This is a genomic window from Pseudomonas agarici, assembly GCF_900109755.1.
Taxonomy (GTDB): Bacteria; Pseudomonadota; Gammaproteobacteria; order Pseudomonadales; family Pseudomonadaceae; genus Aquipseudomonas; species Aquipseudomonas agarici.
This window is the reverse complement of the sequence record NZ_FOAR01000004.1, coordinates 104,173-123,407: the sequence shown is the minus strand read 5'-3', so window position 1 is coordinate 123,407 and position 19,235 is coordinate 104,173. Positions and strand designations below refer to the sequence as shown.

The following is a 19,235-nucleotide window of genomic DNA, read 5'->3' as shown; positions in this document are numbered from 1 at the left end:
ATGAGTAGCGGACGTATCGTTCAAATCATCGGCGCCGTTATCGACGTGGAATTCCCACGCGACAGCGTACCGAGCATCTACAACGCGCTGAAAGTACAAGGCGCGGAAACTACCCTGGAAGTCCAACAGCAGTTGGGCGACGGCGTGGTGCGTACCATTGCGATGGGTTCCACCGAAGGCTTGAAGCGCGGTCTGGGCGTTGTCGACACCAAGGCCGCCATCTCCGTACCGGTCGGTAAAGCGACCCTGGGCCGGATCATGGACGTCCTCGGCAACCCGATCGACGAAGCCGGTCCGATCGACACCGACGAGCGTTGGGGTATCCACCGTGCGGCGCCGTCGTTCGCCGAGCAGGCGGGCGGCAACGACCTGCTGGAAACCGGCATCAAGGTTATCGATCTGGTCTGCCCGTTCGCCAAGGGCGGTAAAGTCGGTCTGTTCGGTGGTGCCGGTGTCGGCAAGACCGTTAACATGATGGAACTGATCCGTAACATCGCCATCGAGCACAGCGGTTATTCGGTGTTCGCCGGTGTGGGTGAGCGTACTCGTGAGGGTAACGACTTCTACCACGAGATGAAGGACTCCAACGTTCTGGACAAAGTGGCACTGGTCTACGGCCAGATGAACGAGCCGCCGGGAAACCGTCTGCGCGTCGCCCTGACCGGCCTGACCATGGCCGAGAAGTTCCGTGACGAAGGTAACGACGTTCTGCTGTTCGTCGACAACATCTACCGTTACACCCTGGCCGGTACCGAAGTATCCGCACTGCTGGGCCGTATGCCGTCGGCGGTAGGTTACCAGCCGACCCTGGCTGAAGAGATGGGCGTGCTGCAAGAGCGCATCACTTCGACCAAGGAAGGTTCGATCACCTCGATCCAGGCGGTATACGTACCGGCGGATGACTTGACCGACCCGTCGCCAGCGACCACCTTCGCCCACTTGGACGCCACCGTCGTATTGTCCCGTGACATCGCCTCCCTGGGTATCTACCCGGCGGTCGATCCACTGGACTCGACTTCGCGCCAGCTGGACCCGAACGTGATCGGCCAGGACCACTACGACACTGCTCGCGGCGTCCAGTACGTACTGCAGCGTTACAAGGAACTGAAGGACATCATCGCGATCCTGGGTATGGACGAGCTGTCGGAAACCGACAAGCAGTTGGTATCCCGCGCTCGTAAGATCCAGCGTTTCCTGTCGCAGCCGTTCTTCGTGGCTGAAGTCTTCACCGGTGCCTCGGGTAAATACGTTTCCCTGAAGGACACCATTGCTGGCTTCAAAGGCATCCTCAACGGTGACTACGACCACCTGCCAGAACAAGCGTTCTACATGGTTGGCGGCATCGAAGAAGCGATCGAGAAAGCCAAGAAACTGTAATCCCGGCGCCCGGCAACGGGCGCTAATTTAGGTTGAGGCAATCAGATGGCTATGACAGTCCATTGCGATATCGTCAGTGCGGAAGGAGAAATCTTCTCTGGCCTGGTCGAGATGGTGATTGCACACGGTGCGCTCGGTGACCTGGGTATTGCCCTGGGCCACGCGCCGCTGATCACCCATCTCAAGCCGGGCCCGATCCGCTTGATCAAGCAGGGCGGGGAAGCTGAGGTGTTCTACATCTCCGGTGGGTTCCTCGAGGTTCAGCCGAACATGGTCAAGGTTCTTGCCGACACCGTGCAACGTGCTGCCGACCTGGACGAAGCCTCCGCTCAGGAAGCCGTCAAGGCTGCCGAGAAGGCCCTGAATGAAAAAGGCGCGGACTTCGACTACGGTTCCGCCGCTGCACGTCTGGCCGAGGCCGCAGCCCAGCTGCGCACCGTCCAGCAGATCCGCAAGAAGTTTGGTGGTTAAGCCGCCGCTTGTTTGTGTGATTGATTAAAAAGGGTAGCCTCGGCTACCCTTTTTTCTTTTCCGATGTTCATCACCTGGTCGCAGCCGCTGACCACCTAGGATTGGTAGCCAGTCATGTCTCTCGAAATCGTTATCCTCGCCGCAGGTCAAGGCACCCGCATGCGTTCGGCATTACCGAAGGTTCTTCACCCCGTAGCTGGCCATTCGATGCTGGGGCATGTTATCCACAGCGCCCGGCAACTGAATCCACAACGCATTCACGTGGTCATCGGCCATGGCGCTGACCAGGTGCGCGAACGGCTGGCGGCCGATGACCTGAACTTCGTGTTGCAGGACAAGCAACTGGGAACCGGCCACGCGGTGGCCCAGGCTGTGCCCTTTATCACCGGAGACACGGTGTTGGTGCTCTACGGCGACGTCCCGTTGATCGAAGTGGACACCCTGCAACGCCTGCTGCAGCACGCCACGCCTGACCAAGTGGCGCTGTTGACTGTCGAACTGGCGGACCCCACCGGTTATGGCCGTATCGTGCGCAACGCCCAGGGCAAGGCCTGTGCGATCGTCGAGCAGAAGGATACCAATGAGGCGCAGCGGGCGATCACCGAAGGCAATACCGGCATCCTCGCGTTACCGTCCCAACGTCTCGGCGGCTGGATGAGCCGCCTGTCGAACCACAACGCTCAGGGTGAGTACTACCTGACCGACGTGATCGCGATGGCGGTCGGCGATGGTCTGGTAGTGGAAACCGAGCAACCTTACGACGCCATGGAAGTGCAGGGCGCCAACGACCGTAAACAACTGGCCGAGCTCGAGCGTCACTACCAGAAACGCGCGGCGTTGCGTCTGATGGCTCAGGGCGTGACCCTGCGTGACCCGGCGCGCTTCGATGTGCGCGGCGAAGTCAGCGTGGGTCGCGATATCCTGATCGACATCAACGTGATCCTCGAAGGTCGCGTGGTAATCGAGGACGATGTGGTGATCGGTCCCAACTGTGTGATCAAGGACACCACGCTGCGCAGAGGCGTGACGGTCAAAGCCAACAGCCACCTCGACGGTGCGATTTTGGGCGAAGGCAGCGATGCCGGTCCGTTTGCCCGCCTGCGCCCTGGCAGTGTGCTCGGAGCCCGAGCCCATGTGGGTAACTTCGTCGAGTTGAAGAACGCGCACCTGGCCGACGATGCCAAGGCGGGTCACCTCACCTACCTGGGCGATGCGCGGATTGGCGCACGGACCAATATCGGCGCTGGCACCATCACCTGCAACTATGACGGGGCCAACAAGCACCAGACGGTGTTGGGTGAAGACGTCTTTATCGGCTCCAACAACTCCCTGGTAGCGCCTGTGGATATCTCCAACGGCGCCAGCACGGCGGCGGGCTCGACCATCAATCAGAGCGTTGGTGAAGGGCAACTGGCCGTGGCCCGTGCGCGTCAGCGCAATATCGACGGCTGGCAACGGCCAGTGAAGATCAACAAAAGCTGAGTTATCCACAGCTTTTTTGGCAAAGCTTCGCTTGACGAAGTTTCGATTTCAGGTTTTGATTGCATTTATTATCTTTCGAATCGAAACTTAAGCCGTCATGTCGAAACGCAACACCCCTCAACGTCGCCACGGCATCCTCGCCTTGCTCAATGAGCAAGGCGAAGTGAGCGTGGACGAACTGGCCAGGCGCTTCGAAACTTCCGAGGTTACGGTGCGCAAGGATCTGGCTGCCCTCGAAAGCAATGGTTTGCTACTGCGCCGCTATGGCGGTGCGATCAGTATGCCCCATGAACTGGTCGGCGATCCCGGCCAGTCGGTTTCGAAGCACAAGCAAGCGATTGCTCGGGCCGCAGTCGGGTGCCTACGCGAACACGCACGGATCATCATCGACAGCGGCAGCACCACCGCCGCGATGATTCCTGAACTGGGCCGGCAGCCCGGCCTGGTGGTGATGACCAATTCCCTGCATGTTGCCCGCGCCTTGAGCGAGCTGGAACACGAGCCCGTGTTGTTGATGACCGGCGGCACCTGGGACCCGCATTCCGAGTCGTTCCAGGGCCAGGTCGCCGAACAGGTGCTGCGTTCCTACGACTTTGACCAGCTATTTATCGGTGCTGACGGCATCGATCTGCAACGCGGTACCACCACCTTCAACGAGTTGCTCGGCTTGAGCCGGGTCATGGCTCAGGTTGCTCGAGAAGTGGTGGTGATGGTCGAGGCTGACAAGATCGGCCGGCGCATACCCAACCTGGAACTGCCCTGGAGCAGCGTCCATACCCTTATTACTGATGAACGCTTGCCGCTGGAGGCACGCGAACAGATTCAGGCCCGCGGGATACATTTGATTTGCGCGGCTGTCAGCTAGGAGAGAGAGCATGTGTGGAATTGTCGGTGCGGTTGCTGAACGTAATATCACGGCCATCCTGGTCGAAGGCCTGAAGCGTCTGGAATACCGTGGCTATGACAGCGCCGGTGTCGCCGTCTTCACCCATAACGGCAAACTGGAGCGTGCCCGGCGTACCGGCAAGGTCAGTGAGCTGGACCAGGCCTTGGCCGGTCAACCGCTGGCCGGTCGCCTAGGGATCGCTCACACTCGCTGGGCCACCCATGGCGCCCCGTGCGAGCGTAACGCCCACCCGCATTTCTCCGGCTCGGATCTTGCCGTGGTACACAACGGCATCATCGAAAACCACGAAGCCCTGCGTGAACAACTCAAAGGCCTGGGCTACGTCTTCACCTCGGACACCGACACCGAAGTGATCGCCCACCTGCTCAGCCACAAACTCAAAGACCTCGGCGACCTGACCACGGCACTGAAGGCCACGGTCAAGGAACTGCACGGAGCCTATGGCTTGGCGGTGATCAATGCGCAGCAGCCTGATCGCCTGCTGGCTGCGCGTAGCGGCAGCCCATTGGTGATCGGCCTCGGCCTGGGGGAAAACTTTCTCGCCTCCGACCAACTCGCCCTGCGCCAGGTAACCGACCGCTTCATGTATTTGGAAGAAGGCGATATCGCCGAGATCCGCCGCGACAGCGTGCAGATCTGGGATATCGATGGACAGGCCGTCGAGCGCGAGGCAGTGCAGTATCGCGACGGCGCCGAAGCTGCAGACAAGGGCGCGTTCCGCCACTTCATGCTCAAGGAAATCCACGAACAGCCGGCTGTGGTGCAACGTACTCTGGAAGGGCGCCTGAGCCAGAACCAGGTGCTGGTCCAGGCCTTCGGCCCCCAGGCCGCCGAACTGTTCGCCAAGGTACGCAACGTGCAGATCGTCGCCTGTGGCACCAGCTACCACGCCGGCATGGTTGCCCGTTACTGGTTGGAAGGCCTGGCGGGTATTCCGTGCCAGGTCGAAGTTGCCAGCGAATTCCGCTATCGCAAGGTGGTGGTGCAGCCGGATACGCTGTTTGTCTCCGTTTCCCAGTCCGGCGAGACCGCCGATACCTTGGCGGCCTTGCGCAATGCGAAAGAGCTGGGTTTCCTCGCCAGCTTGGCGATCTGTAATGTCAGCATCAGCTCGCTGGTACGCGAGTCGGACCTGACCCTGCTCACCCAGGCTGGCCGCGAGATTGGCGTGGCCTCGACCAAGGCCTTCACCACCCAACTGGTCGGCTTGCTGCTGCTGACCCTGGCGCTAGGCCAGGTACGCGGCACCCTGGCACCGGGTGTCGAAGCGGAATTGGTGGAAGAACTGCGGCGCCTGCCGACCCGCCTGGGCGAAACCCTGGCGATGGATGCCAAGATCGAGAAAATCGCCGAACTGTTCGCCGACAAGCACCACACCCTGTTCCTCGGTCGTGGCGCGCAATACCCGGTGGCGATGGAGGGCTCGCTCAAGCTCAAGGAGATTTCCTATATCCATGCCGAAGCCTACCCGGCGGGTGAACTCAAGCACGGTCCACTGGCGCTGGTCGACAACGACATGCCGATCGTCACCGTGGCGCCGAACAACGAGTTGTTGGAAAAACTCAAATCCAACTTACAGGAAGTTCGCGCCCGCGGTGGCGAGTTGATCGTCTTCGCCGACGAGAAGGCCGGGATGAGCAATGGCGAGGGGACACACGTCATCACCTTGCCGCATATCCATGACACCCTGGCACCAATCCTCTACACCCTTCCGCTGCAATTGCTGTCGTATTACGTGGCAGTACTCAAGGGCACCGATGTCGACCAGCCGCGCAACCTGGCGAAATCGGTGACGGTGGAGTGATGGTGGTTTAAGTTGATGGTGTTGAGCTATGAAATAAAGTCTGTCGGGAATAAATGGAGTCTGTCGCAGGCTGCTGATTGCTTTGATCCGCGCCTGTTACAGACTTGAGGTATTCCAGTGATGGCCACGTGGGTGAACGACCGCACGCTTTGGGCCTTTTCAAAGCTGAGGAGCTTGAAAGGTTGGGCCGCCTAATAGCTAGTGGAGATGGCGGGACTGAGATGGACATGGCTTCACCCAAGGGATCTGCCACCGGTCATTCAACCGCCCCAGTCGCTAGACTATTAGTCGTCGGGCTCTGCGTAGGCTTCAGCCAGAAGGGCCTGGGCGTGACCTTCCAGGAAGTCGAAAACCTCCTCTTGGATATACCCGTTGTATTGCTTGCGCCGGCCCTTTGATACGACCCCATTCTGGTCTAAGCACTGCATTATCAGCTTGCTCAAGAGGCTGCCGCGCACGTCGTAGTTGTCATTAACCACCTTGAGCAACGTGTCGTATCGTTGCAGATACTCGGTTTCTTCCCTCAGTTCGATTTCCAATGCCCGCTTGGCCATTTCCAGCGTGAAGGCCACACATTCAGTCGCATCCCAGTAGCGATAGAGGCTAGGGTCGCCGGTGAAGTTAAGCGACATGTTGTCGGCATCGATCCAACGAACGTCCCAGAATTGCCGGGCGGGTTTCGAGAAGCTCTGCAAAGCTTCAAGGTAGCGTTGCTCCTCTCGCTTCATGGCAACGGAGACAGGGAGTAACAAACCGTTCTCCAGCGCACCGCTGCAGCACAATGCCTGGTGTATTAAGAAGCGCGACAGTCGGCCATTCCCATCCATGACGGGATGCAAGAACACGAATCCGAATGAGGCAATGCCGGCGGCCACCAGCGGGTCAAGCTCCAACGGTGCACGGTTTGCGAAGGCCATGAGTTCGAACATCAGATCCCGGCAAAGGTCTGGTGGTGGTGGGATATAGGTGACCCCTGCCGCTCCTCGAAAGGAGTTGGTCAGGTGGTTTTGTTTATGCCGGAAGGCCACCGCCCATTCAAGCGGTTGGGAAATTACATTGTTTTGCAGAGAGACCAAGTAGTCTTCAGTAAGCAGCTGGCGGTCATGTGCCTGGCGCAGCAACTGAACGAAACGCTCTGACTTCTGCTGGCTTGGTGCTTCCTTTTCAATCGCAAATGAGGAATCTGTCTCGCTCAGGTACGCCCAGTTGATGGCGCGATCCATCATTTCCTTAGGCAAGGAAGCAATGAACTCTTTCGAACGCCCTAGAATGTCGTATTCAAGCAGGGCTTGGATCTCGGGCGTGCGCTCTACCGTCGCGCAATATTGGAGTGTCCCCAGCCCATTGAAGTCCACGCGCCATCGGTTGTTTCGCACCGATGGGCCAGTGATGTACCGCTCTGGATCAAAAAGGAGGACGCCGGGGCCCCGAGGCTTGTCCGTGTAGTCCAGTAAAGCGCCGGAGTAGACTTCCCAGAGGAAGCAGACTTTGCGCAGATAGCCACTGCTGGGGGATTGGGTTATGGCCTCGACAAGGAGTTGACCTTCAATGCGAGGCAGAGCCTGCGCCAAAATAGAGAGATTGACGCCCTCATGTTTGAGCGCAAAGATGATGTGGGCGAGAAAATCCCCAGCCTCCGGTGCAACCGCTTGCGGCACTGCAAGCGCGCCGTTGATCCGCTCAATGCGGGTGACGGGTTGAACGAGTGCGGGCTTCTTTACCCCGATAGCCTTCAGCCCCATCGCATTGATCAAATGGGCGTAACCCACTAGATTTCCCATTTTTTCCCCTATCATTGGCTAGATTTTTTTAACCGAGCCAAGATTTTCTTAAAATACGCGCCGAACACTCAGAAAATATTAACCGAAAATGGGCGCGTAACCGCTATTTTTGGGCTTTCTGATTTTCGGCGCGCTGGGAATCTGTGTGTAGTGGTCATCGTGTGTTGTTCTGTTGGCTGTATTACGGCCAGTTTCTCTTTTTTGAAACACTGATGGCACTTTCACGCTTTATGCATGTCTGACCCGGTTCTGACAGGTGCAGCAATCCCGATTGGCTTTAAGCCGGACTTTAGCAAAGGCGATTGCTGTAGTTTTGGTGCTACGAAATTTCAGGGCTTTTAGCAGTGCTCTCGGAGCGCGAAACGCAGGATTGACGCTGCGTCGGAAAATAGTATTGCTCGGCGTAAGTTCTAAGCAGCTCCATGCTGCGTTTCTGCTCAGTCGCCAAGGCATCCTGGTTTCTCGACGCTTTCGTGATATTGGATGGCATTGTGTTACCGCCATCGCTGGGCGTCACTTGGCAATCGAGCCAGCTTATAAAGGGAGGTTGGTCGTGAGTAATGGACTCTATCCATGTACAGCTGCAGATCCCATGGGTACAGGTTCCCAGCAAGGATTGTTGGGCGAAGGGTCATTACCATGGCCAAGTGTTGTTGCCGCTAGGGCCTTCCCCTCATCCTTGGACATCGCAGGCACTTATGCCACTGACGATCTGAGTGCTGCGGAATTTCTCATCAAAGAGCTCAGCTCTCCAGAAGCTGAGCTGACTCCTGAAGAAACCGAAGACTACTGTACGACGCTGATTTCCCTGCTTGGTAAGCTAAAAAAAGCCCCCAACGTCGCAGCAAAACAGTTTTTGGAACTCAAGGAGAAGGCGGAAAAAATTCCGGTCGTGGGCCCTCTGCTATTTTCTACGGCTAACCTGCCAGGCACGCTCGCGAGTGTGGGAGGTATTCTCCATGCAGGTTCGAAAGCAACCAAGGTTGAAAACCTACTTGATCTTAGTAAGTCGACAAATACGCAGCTTAAAAAATGGGCGGCCTCCCGTGGAAAGTCAGGAAGTGTCTCTGCTCATCGCGCTTTTCGTGGCAGGATCAAGCTTATTCGAGTAGGCGGTAACTTATACTTTGAAATACCCGCGACGGCCAAAGCCAGTATCTATCGGGTGGGCGGTAAAGTCGCAGGCAATGCGATTCATATCCCAGCATACAACGCAGCCAAAACGTTAAGGTCGACTGCGCATGTCGACGGCGGATTGTATGGTCAGCGGGGGGTTGGGAAGGTACTTGTCGGTAACGCCGCCGGCCCGCTTCTGGCGTTCGGTCCACAACTGGCTATGGATATGCACAGCTCCACAAGTGGTAGGGATTTTTTAGAGAAAACCGCTTATAGCCAGCCCACCAACGCTCTGGTTTTTGCAAGTGGAGTAGTGATTGGTGCGACCGTAAGTGCGCCTGCGGTAGTAATAATCGCGATTGGATTAGGTGTGGGTCTCACAATACAGATTGTTATGAGCGACGAAGTAACCGGGTGGGGTACCTCTTTCGGTAATTTGCTGACGGGAAAAGGCTAATAATGTTCAATGTCGAACCGCATCGATACTTAGCCAGCATATGGGGAGCTTGGTTTTTGTTCACCATGCTGGCTGTGTTTTCGGCGGGTGTAGTACCGAGTGTGTTAACGATTCCCGCCGCGGCATTTGTGATTTGGGTAACTTTCTGGTGCGTTGATTGCGCGTACCGGACTGAAAGGTTTAGTAAATATGCCAGCCTTCGGCTGTTTACGAATTTGAGTGTTGCGCCTGGGTTCGCGTTTTTAATGGCGTTGGTCGCGACTTACAAGCAGTTTAAGTTGGGGCTTGGCATGTCGATACTGATCAGCTGTATGCCGCTAGCTGTCTGCATGATTGTTTATTTTTTATTATGTGTATGGCGAAACCCTAGAAGCTCTCTGGTCGTACGTTCGCAGCGCGTCGAAGTCGTGGAGCCTAATCAGGAGAATCGTTGGGCACTTGGCGCTGTTGGGGGCGGCTTGGGAATACTGATTTACCCAGTTTTTCACGCTTATAGATCGCCAGCGCTACTGCTTGTCTTTTTATTTATAGTTATTGCTCTTTTTATGTTTTTTTACCATCGCACCAGTATTTCTTCCCTACGTACTCTGAAGGATCAAGAGGCGCGGGAACATCAAGAATACACATTCATGAATGTGGAAGAGCTTCGTTCAAGGCGTGCGACGTCTTGGATTGGCCGCATTTTCGCTACCAAGGTAGACCGATGAGTTTTGCCAGTAGCCAGTTTTCAAGGAGTGCACAATGTTGACGGACCTTCTTTCTATGCTGAGCCCGCAGAATAAAAGGCTTTTCAAGCTGAATACATTTGCGTCCGGCGGCGAGGAGGACATGCTGCTGGAGCATTTTTCTGGTTCAGAAGGCCTCTCCCGACTTTTCGAGCTAGATTTGGCGATGCTCAGCCAGCGTTCCGATGTGAAGCTAAAGTCACTCATTGGCCGCCCCGCGACCGTGGAAATCGAACTTGCCGATGGTTCTAAACGCTATATCAACGGCTACGTGAACCGCTTCAGTACCCAAGGTAGCGATGGAGGGCTTTCTCGCTACAGTGCGGTACTTGGGCCGTGGTTATGGATGCTGACCTGTCGATTTGACACGCGAATATTTCAAGATAAAACAGTTCAAGATGTAGTAGCTGAGGTATTTGGCAGCTACGGAGCATTTCCGAAATTTGAATTTCGCTTGAGCAAGCCATTAAGAAATCATAGTTATGTCACCCAGTACCGCGAAAGTGACTTTAACTTTGTGCAGAGACTGCTTGAAAACGAGGGTTTGTTTTACTATTTCGAACACACTGCCGACTCGCACGTGATGATTGTGGTTGATGACTCAAGCACATTAGTGCCTTTGGCGGAGCAGCCTCAAATTCGTTTTCATACTGCCTCAGTGACCGAGACAGCTGACTCGATTACCCAGTGGAGTGCGACCCGCCAACTGCAGTCTGGCAAAGTTTCCGTGCGTACCTTTGATTACCGCCAGCCAAATAATGCACTGCCAGTCACCATGCAGAGTATGAATCAGCAGGGAAACATCGACAGTTTTGAGATATACGATTTTCCAGGGCAGTATACTCACGGAAACTATGAGGATGGTGAGGCAATGGTCCGTAACCGGATTGAGGCCTTGGAGTTATTGGGTAAAACATTTTATGGTGATAGCAACTGTCGCGTAATGAAACCTGGCTATACTTTCGAGCTGACCCAGCACTACGAACACGATGCTGGAACAGCTGAAAACCGGCAGTTCTTAATTATATCGGTTGATCATGTAGGCAGTAACAACTACTTGACTGGTGATCAGGCTGGTTACTTCAACAAATTTGTATGTGTTCGCAAAAAAATTGCTTATCGACCTCAGTTAGCAACTCGCAAACCTTCAATCAACGGCCCACAAACCGCCATCATCGTTGGCCCCCCCGGAGAAGAAATCTATACCGATGAAATGGGCCGCGTGAAAGTGCAGTTTCACTGGGATCGCACCGGCCAGTTCGACGACAAAAGCTCTTGCTGGGTCCGCGTCGCCCAGTCCGGTGCAAGTGGCGGCTTCGGCAGTATTCAGATACCCCGTGTCGGCGACGAAGTCGTAGTGGTATTCCTCGACGGCAACCCTGACCGTCCGCTGATCATGGGCAGCCTCTACAACAGCCAGAATACCCCGCCATGGTCGCTTCCGGCGAACAAGACTCAGAGTGGTTTCTTGACCAGGTCGATGAAGGGCGACGGCGGTACGGCGAATTTCTTCCGCTTCGAAGATAAGGCCGGCGCTGAGCAACTCATCATGCATGCCGAGCGCAACATGGACACCGAGATCGAGCTCGACGAGACCCATAAAGTCGGCAACAACCGCATGATGACCGTCGATGGCACGCAAACCGAGATCATCAGGAAAGACACCGTGATGAATGTTCAGGAAGGCTCTCTGACGATTCAGGTGGATAACCAGTTCATCCAGGTCAACGCCAAGCAACACATCATTCTCCAAGTGGGGGAAAGCAGCATCACCCTCACGCCGGATGGCATTGAGATCAAGGGCAACGCTATTACCACAGTGAGCACAGGCACCACTCAAATCACCGGTGCGCCGGTCAGAGTCAATGACTGAGGTAGCGGGCAGATGACCAGAACCAGTATTTACGATCGTATTTCAGAGAAGCGCCTGGCGCGGGAAGAGGCTGAGCGCCTTGCACTCGAGCAGGCCGCAGTTGCGCCTGAACCCGAGCCAGAACCGGCACCTGTCATCGCGCTGCAAAACACGCCAAGCAGCTTTACCTTCGGCGGCTTCAATCTGGCGTTCCCTTCGGGCTTCGACTTCCGCGACATCCAGACCACCATCGAGCATGAAGGCGAACCGATCATTCTGACCATCAAGCGTCGGGATGTTCGACAGGGGCTGGCGCTGCCGGAGTTATTCGAAGAGTCAGTACAAACGTTTCGCAAGCTTTATCCGGACATGCGGGTCATCCGCCAGCGTGACTACCTTGTGGCTGGCAGCGCAGCGAAGTCGCTGGATTTCCATTTCAAAATCGGCCATGGCGAACGGCACGGACGCTTGGTAGGGGCCGTAGTCCCTGTTGATGGGAGCGAAGACCTGCAATGGCTGAGCATCTCGTGCGTGATTGATCCCACCAAACCCAGCCTGAGCCATTGGCTGATCGATTTCGACAGCATGCTCGATGGCGTCGCAGCCCGCTGAGCGATCATCTATTCATTGATTTAAGGAATTCATCTCCAATGGACTACGAGTTGCAGGAAGGAAGTATCGCGCTGCCGGAAGGGTTTCAAGACCGGACCGTAAACATGTTTGTGCTAGGTGCGAGCATTCCTGCGCCATTGAGCATCACCATTTCCCGAGACACGCTGTTGCCGGGCGAGGTCCTCAAAACCTACGTTGAACGCCAGATCAAAATGCTCGCTTCAAAGCTGCGCGGCTACACGCTGCTTGGCAAGAAAGCAGTCTCGTTGTCGTCCGCTGCGCCTATAGATGGCGTGCAGATTGATGCTTACTACATGACCGACGGCCGTCCTTTCTATCAGCGTCAGGCTGCGTTTTTGATCGAGTCAGGGCGGGCGCTCATTTTCTCGACCACTGCTCAAGCCGACTTCAGCAGCGAACAAAATCAGAATTGGATGGATCTGCTTGCCAGCTTCCAGCCTCGCCAATCCGGTGGCACCAAGACTGACTCCAGCGGACAGGAGTAACACTCATGTTCGAAGCCGCAAGGTTTGGTGACGAGATAGCGCACACGAGTGCACTGGGCGGGTTCCTGATCGGCGCCGCGCTGGGTATTGCCCTTGTCGCAGCAGTTGCCATCGCAACGTTCACGTGCGGCTTTGGCGTAGCTTTATTGGCAGGTCTTGCGGCAGGCGTCGGGGGTAGCCTGCTCGTTGCGGCAGGAGAGGCGATAGGGAGTAGTTTCTCTTCTCCCTCCGGCACCATCGTCACTGCCTCGCCAAATGTTTTCGTCAACAGCCGAAAGGCCGCTCATGTTGAGCAGAGCATCGGTGCGTGCGACAAGCACCCTGGCCCGGTAAAGGTTGCGGAAGGTTCCACCAACGTTTTCATCAACGGCACCGCCGCCGCGCGCAAGGGCGACAAACTCACTTGTGGCGCAACCATTTCCAGTGGCTCTGGCAACGTTTTCATTGCCGGCGGGACGCATCGCTATCTTCCGGTAGATGACGAGATTCCGGGGTGGTTGCGCACCACCGTCGACATCCTCATGGCCGTGGCCGGTGCTGCCGGTGGTATTGCCCAACTGATCAAGGCTGGGACTCAGGCTGGCATGAAAGCCATCATGCCCTGCGTCATGAAATTCACTTCCGGGTTCGTCGCGGGTGAAGTGGCCAGCCGCTACGTCGTTGGGCCTGCGATTGATCGAGCGGTTGGTGGTCTTGCGGGCAATCCCGTGGACACCACCACGGGGCGTAAAGTCATCCCGGACGAAACCGATTTCAGCCTCTCCGGCCTGATGCCGATTGACTGGTCGCGCTTTTACGCCAGCGACCTGACCGTCGATAGTGTGCTGGGTCAGGGTTGGGTACTGCCTTGGGAACAAAGCCTGCGCCGCAGCGGCAAGTTTGTTTACCTCACTGACAATCAGGGTCGCACCATCCCGTTTGTGGACGTGCAACCGGGCGAGCGTATTTATAACCCCCATGAGCAGGTGTATCTGGTTTGCACGGAAGGCGGCCACTACCTCCTGCAAACGCTGGACAACATCTTCTTCTACTTCGGCGAAGTGCCGGACGATAACGCCAATGTCCCGCTGCAACGCATTGAAAACGCCCTCGGGCACTATCTGCATTTCACCCGCACCGTCGAAGGCACCCTGACCGATATCAGTGCCACGGGCGGCGTGCGCGTGCATCTGCATTACGAGCATCCGCTGGGTCGCCTGACTGACGTCCGACGGGTAGTGGACAACGAAGCCGTTGAAACCCTAGTCCAGTACCGCTACGACGATAACGGCCAACTGATCGAAGTGATTAACCGCAACGGCGACTCTATGCGCCGTTTCAGCTACGCCGAAGGCATGATGGCCAGCCACAGCAATGCGCTGGGCTTGAGCTGTCATTACCGCTGGGAAACCCTCGACGGTCAGCCCCGTGTGGTCGAACACTGGACCAGCGACGGCGAGCATTACCATTTCCGCTATGACCTGAAAGCCCGCACCACCTGGACCACGGACGTGCTGGGCCGCGAGCTGGAGATCCACTACAACGAAGATCATCGCGTGACCTCAAGCCGAGACTTCGGCAGTGAGCATTACGTCATCGATCTCGACGACAACGGCAACATGACCGGCATCACGCTGCCGGACGGCAACACGCTGACGCTGAAATACGATGAATACGCACGCCTGATCGAAGAGACCGATCCGCTCGGCCGCAAGATCAGCTACAAGCATCATCACCTCACCACGCTGGTGACACAGGTAACCTATCCCGACGGCAGCGTCTGGAAGGTTCAGTACGACGACAAGGGCAATCTGCTCGCCGAAATCGATGCCCTCGGCCACAAGACCGAGTACCTCAACAGCGACGACGGCCTGCCCCACACCATCATCGACGCGACGCAAAAGTCGAAATACCTATGGTGGAACACCCTCGCCCAGGTCGAGCGCTTTCAGGACTGCTCGGGCAAAAGCACGTATTACCGCTACGACGAGCGCCACCATCTGGTGGCCGTCACCGATGCCCTGAATCAAACCACGAGGCTTGAACGCAAACCCGACGGCGAAGTGCTGCGCATCGACCATCCGGACGGCACGGCGGAGAGCTTTACCTACAACGCTCTCGGCCAGGTGCTGACGCATACCGACGGCAAAGGCCAGACCACGCGTCTGTTGAGAACCGCGAGAGGCTTGCCCGCCAGCCGTCAGGATGCGAAAGGGCAGCGGATCAGCTACGAATACGACAAGGCCATTCGCCTGACCGCGCTGGTCAACGAAAACAACGCTGCCTACCGATTCAGCTACGACGCTTCCGATCGATTGATCGAAGAAAAACGCATCGACAACCTGACCCGACGTTTCGCCTACAACCTCGGCGGGCATCTGACTCAGGTTGAGGAAACCGGCTACGGCGAACGGGCCGAACGGCCACAGCGCACGACGGAATTTGAACGCGACACCATCGGCCGTCTGCTGGCCAAGGTCAACAGCGACGCCCGTCAGGATTACGCTTATGACGAGGCTGATCGGCTGCTCAGCATCGAGCGTTTGCCGAGCTCAATCGGCAAGACTCTTGGCATCAGCGAAGAAACACTCAACTTCGAATACGACCTCCTGGGCCGCCTGATCAAAGAGACGACGGCCCAGGGCGCCCTGGCCTACGAATACGATCCGCTCAGCAACCTGGCCACACTGACGCTGCCTACAGGCCAGCACCTGAATCACCTGTATTACGGGAGCGGCCACCTGCACCAACTGAACCTCGACGGCCAGTTGATCAGTGACATGGAACGCGACGACCTGCACCGCGAGGTCTATCGCACCCAGGGCAAGCTCACCAGTTGTTTTGGCTACGACGCCATGGGCCGTAAGGCGTGGCAGTTCGCCTCCAATCTGCCCGCCGACAAGCTTTCACAGGTGCACAACACCGGCATCAACACCAGTCTGTTGGTCGAGCACGCCTACAACCCGATCCACCGCCGTTATCAATACGACCCGGCCGGCGAACTGACCCGCACCCTCGACAAACTGCGCGGCGAAATCAAATACGAATACGAAGCCAACGGCCAGCTCCACAGCCGCGACACCGGCCAACTCGTCGACAGCGAAGAGTTCCGCTACGACGCCGCGGCCAACCGCCTGAACTTCAGCACCAGCCAGTTCGACCACGTCAAAGACAATCGCATCAAGCAATGGCGCGATCAGGAATACAGCTATGACCCGTGGGGCAATCTGGTTGAAAAGCGTATCGGCCTGACCACGTTGCAGACCTTCAGCTACGACTGCGAAAACCGCCTCGTCAAAGCTGAAACGATGGTTAACAGCAGGCTAGAAAGCACTGGCACGTATCGCTACGACAGCCTTGGCCGACGGGTTGGTAAGACCTCAACCGTTAACGGTCAGGCCCAGCACAAAAACTTCCTCTGGCAAGGCCTGCGGATGCTGCGCGAACAGACGCCGGGGCAGAGCAGCTTGTACATTTATGAGCCCGGTAGCTACGCACCGTTGGCCCGCGTTGATCAAAGCGAAGGGGAACAGCAGAAGCTTTACTACTTCCATACTGACCAGATTGGTACGCCGTTGGAAATGACCGACGTCGAGGGCCAGATCGTCTGGCAAGCGACGTACAAGGCGTGGGGTTCCATCGAAACGCTGGCGGTGAACGAGGTTGAGCAGAACCTGCGGTTCCAGGGGCAGTATTTCGACGACGAAACGGGGCTGCACTACAATACGTTCAGGTATTACGATCCGCAGGTTGGGCGGTTTATTACGCAGGATCCGATTGGGTTGGCGGGTGGGGATAATCTTTATAGGTATGCACCAAGCTCCATTGGGTGGATTGATCCCTTAGGACTCTCTTGTGGCTCTGACGCTAAGGTGCTGCGGGGGAATCTGGGTCAAAGCCCTGTCGGAGGTGGGCAGTACGATGCTCATCACATTATTATGTCTAACTCGAAAGATCCGAGAATGATAGCTCTTCGTGACAAGATGAAAGAGCTTGACATCGATATTAATGACAAGCGTAACGGGATCTGGTTGCCTAATACTGAAGCGGCGAGAGTCCCTGGCACGACTGCCACCCCCCATAAGGGAGCAGGCGTTCATAGTAATGTGTATAAGCAACATGTGTTTGATACGTTGTCGGAGCAAAACACAAGAAGTGATTTCTTGAGTAGTTTGGGGGATATCAAGAAATCTTTGGCTGAAGGCATTAATTTTAAGGTGTTGTGATTATGGTTTGTTCTGATCTAAAAGATCTAAAAGATCTGAAAAATGAACTGCTACAAAAAATTCAAGATGAAGATTTTCTAATTGGTTTTATGGATGAACTTCAGCCCGATCAAGTATTATGGGCGAGCGGGCCTTCATTTACTATTGTGCCGCTTGAGCTTGAAATGTCAGGGGTTAAGCCCGCTAAGACTTCAAGTAATGAGCCGAAAAATAAAAAAAATGCCACTAAGAATTACCTGTTAGATAGTAGGGTGTTAAAAATTGAGGTCTATAATGCGAATGCTACTTTGCATGAGGTTGAACTGTTTAGATTTTCTGACGACAGAGTTTATTCGCTTCGTAAAAACAAATATGGTGAAATAACTTGGCTAAAAGCTATTGAGCTGGTCGGGGGTGAGGTGTTACGGGGTTGTCGCGTTGATGCTGATATGGAATATTGGGCGTATAGATACAGTTGGAGTACCAATAAAGTGCGTGAAATTGTTACGTTGGCAAGTAACAGCTTGGCAGGCGTGATAATAAAGGCTGAGTATGATTTCGATGGGGCAGTAGATAGGCTTTTTTTTACGGCGGAAGGGAAGGACGTCGATATATACCCTTAAAGATGCTGTCGGGTTGACTTTAATATTAATGGTCGTATCAAATTAAGCTGCGCGAGTTTTATTGTAGCTTTATAAGTCGAGGTGTGCTGATGATTGCAGGGTTTTCTGTTGTTACTGATACCGCGACTATCGCAGTTTTTGATCTGCAAGCAATCAAGCATAGGATTTCCGACACTTCAGACTGGTGGAGTATTGTAGAAGATGAAATTTACGAAGTGAATGAGGGGAATATTGCTTTCTTCGGGTTGGGGGAGGATGGAAAGTTTAATATCAGGATATCCGACAGCTTGAATGGGGAAGATGGCCTGCTAAATATTTATTTTCCGTCAGGCCAAGTTTTTATCGGCGCCGGTGAGGATACGACCGGAGGAGATTTACAGCCTGATGGCTCAGATGCAATTCAAGGAGCAATGCTGGATTTTGAGCCAGGAACTTATCAGGTTAAGTACAAGAAAACCAACGATGCGGTAGAGTTCTCGTTTGAGAGGTCTGATACTAGGAAGAATTCTCTAACAGAGGCAATAAAGTTATAATTTAGGTGTGCTAGCAAGTTTTTCCCTCTAATAGGTTTAACAAAAGTAGCTCTTTAAAAATAAGCTTGCAGGTTGCTGCCAACCTTGTCTCAGCTACCTGCCATTTTATATCTAGAGCAGGTTTCCCTAGTCGCCATTCCAGGAGGTTAAGGTAATCTGACTTAGCACTACCTTCTATAGAACTGGACAACATCTTCTTCTACTTCGGCGACGAGCACTGGACCAGCGACGGCGAGCATTACCATTTCCGTTACGACCTGAAGGCCCGCACCACCTGGACCACGGACGTGCTGGGCCGCGAGCTGGAGGTCCATTACAACGAAGATCATCGCGTGACCTCAAGCCGCGATTTTGGCGGTGAGCATTACGTCATCGATCTCGACGACAACGGCAACATGACCGGCATCACGCTGCCGGACGGCAACAGGCTGACGCTGAAATACGACGAATACGCACGCCTGATCGAAGAGACTGACCCACTCGGGCGCAAGATCAGCTACAAGCATCATCACCTCACCACGCTGGTGACACAGGTGACCTATCCCGACGGCAGCGTCTGGAAGGTTCAGTACGACGACAAGGGCAACCTCATCGCCGAAATCGATGCCCTCGGCCAAAAAACCGAATACCTCAACAGCGACGACGGCCTGCCCCACACCATCATCGATGCCGACTACAAGTCCAAGTACCTGTGGTGGAACACCCTGGCTCAGGTCGAGCGCTTTCAGGACTGCTCGGGCAAAAGCACGTATTACCGCTACGACGAGCGCCACCATCTGGTGGCCGTCACCGATGCCCTGAATCA

14 protein-coding genes and 1 pseudogene are annotated in these 19,235 nt (G+C 55.5%); 14 read left to right on the top strand and 1 reads right to left on the bottom strand.

Going from position 1 to position 19,235, the window contains the following annotated elements; all coding sequences use genetic code 11:
• The 5 genes from atpD to glmS all read left to right on the top strand — a co-directional run bounded on the left by atpD (position 1) and on the right by glmS (position 6,041).
• Positions 1-1,377: a F0F1 ATP synthase subunit beta gene (atpD, locus tag BMX68_RS05340; RefSeq protein WP_017132249.1), complete on the top strand. Its 1,377-nt coding sequence runs from the start codon at positions 1-3 to the stop codon at positions 1,375-1,377.
• 45 nt (positions 1,378-1,422) lie between these two features.
• Positions 1,423-1,848: a F0F1 ATP synthase subunit epsilon gene (locus BMX68_RS05335; protein WP_017132250.1), complete on the top strand. Its 426-nt coding sequence runs from the start codon at positions 1,423-1,425 to the stop codon at positions 1,846-1,848.
• 114 nt (positions 1,849-1,962) lie between these two features.
• Positions 1,963-3,330, top strand: coding sequence for a bifunctional UDP-N-acetylglucosamine diphosphorylase/glucosamine-1-phosphate N-acetyltransferase GlmU (gene glmU / locus BMX68_RS05330; protein ID WP_026013206.1), 1,368 nt, complete (start codon positions 1,963-1,965; stop codon positions 3,328-3,330).
• Positions 3,331-3,427: 97 nt separating this feature from the next.
• The gene (locus BMX68_RS05325) at positions 3,428-4,195 is read left to right on the top strand and encodes a DeoR/GlpR family DNA-binding transcription regulator (protein WP_017132252.1); all 768 of its coding nucleotides are present in this window, start codon (positions 3,428-3,430) and stop codon (positions 4,193-4,195) included.
• Positions 4,196-4,205: 10 nt separating this feature from the next.
• Entirely contained in the window at positions 4,206-6,041 is a 1,836-nt protein-coding gene (glmS, locus tag BMX68_RS05320) for a glutamine--fructose-6-phosphate transaminase (isomerizing) (RefSeq protein WP_017132253.1), read from the top strand.
• A 284-nt stretch (positions 6,042-6,325) separates the two neighbouring features.
• Here glmS and BMX68_RS05315 read toward each other — a convergent pair whose 3' ends face one another.
• Entirely contained in the window at positions 6,326-7,822 is a 1,497-nt protein-coding gene (locus BMX68_RS05315) for a Fic family protein (RefSeq protein WP_017132254.1), read from the bottom strand.
• A 553-nt stretch (positions 7,823-8,375) separates the two neighbouring features.
• On the opposite strand from BMX68_RS05315, the gene BMX68_RS05310 reads away from it, so the two are divergent.
• From BMX68_RS05310 to BMX68_RS05270, 9 genes and pseudogenes are all read left to right on the top strand, one after another.
• Entirely contained in the window at positions 8,376-9,395 is a 1,020-nt protein-coding gene (locus tag BMX68_RS05310; protein WP_248672835.1) for a hypothetical protein, read from the top strand.
• A 2-nt stretch (positions 9,396-9,397) separates the two neighbouring features.
• Positions 9,398-10,102: a hypothetical protein gene (locus BMX68_RS05305; RefSeq protein ID WP_017132256.1), complete on the top strand. Its 705-nt coding sequence runs from the start codon at positions 9,398-9,400 to the stop codon at positions 10,100-10,102.
• 34 nt (positions 10,103-10,136) lie between these two features.
• Positions 10,137-11,993, top strand: a complete 1,857-nt coding sequence (locus tag BMX68_RS05300) for a type VI secretion system Vgr family protein (protein WP_017132257.1) — start codon at positions 10,137-10,139, stop codon at positions 11,991-11,993.
• A gap of 12 nt (positions 11,994-12,005) precedes the next feature.
• Positions 12,006-12,584 carry a hypothetical protein gene (locus tag BMX68_RS05295; protein WP_017132258.1) on the top strand — a complete coding sequence of 193 codons (579 nt, stop codon included), beginning with the start codon at positions 12,006-12,008 and terminating at the stop codon, positions 12,582-12,584.
• A 38-nt stretch (positions 12,585-12,622) separates the two neighbouring features.
• Positions 12,623-13,090 (top strand): DcrB-related protein, encoded by a 468-nt coding sequence (locus tag BMX68_RS05290; RefSeq protein ID WP_017132259.1) that lies wholly within the window; start codon positions 12,623-12,625, stop codon positions 13,088-13,090.
• 5 nt (positions 13,091-13,095) lie between these two features.
• Complete coding sequence (locus BMX68_RS05285; protein ID WP_074861926.1) at positions 13,096-17,295, top strand: RHS repeat-associated core domain-containing protein; 4,200 nt, start codon at positions 13,096-13,098, stop codon at positions 17,293-17,295.
• 2 nt (positions 17,296-17,297) lie between these two features.
• Positions 17,298-17,897, top strand: a complete 600-nt coding sequence (locus BMX68_RS05280) for a hypothetical protein (protein WP_074861923.1) — start codon at positions 17,298-17,300, stop codon at positions 17,895-17,897.
• A gap of 89 nt (positions 17,898-17,986) precedes the next feature.
• Positions 17,987-18,430: a DUF6386 family protein gene (locus tag BMX68_RS05275; protein ID WP_017132262.1), complete on the top strand. Its 444-nt coding sequence runs from the start codon at positions 17,987-17,989 to the stop codon at positions 18,428-18,430.
• A gap of 212 nt (positions 18,431-18,642) precedes the next feature.
• Positions 18,643-19,235 (top strand): annotated as a pseudogene (locus BMX68_RS05270) (type IV secretion protein Rhs); the annotation flags it as partial.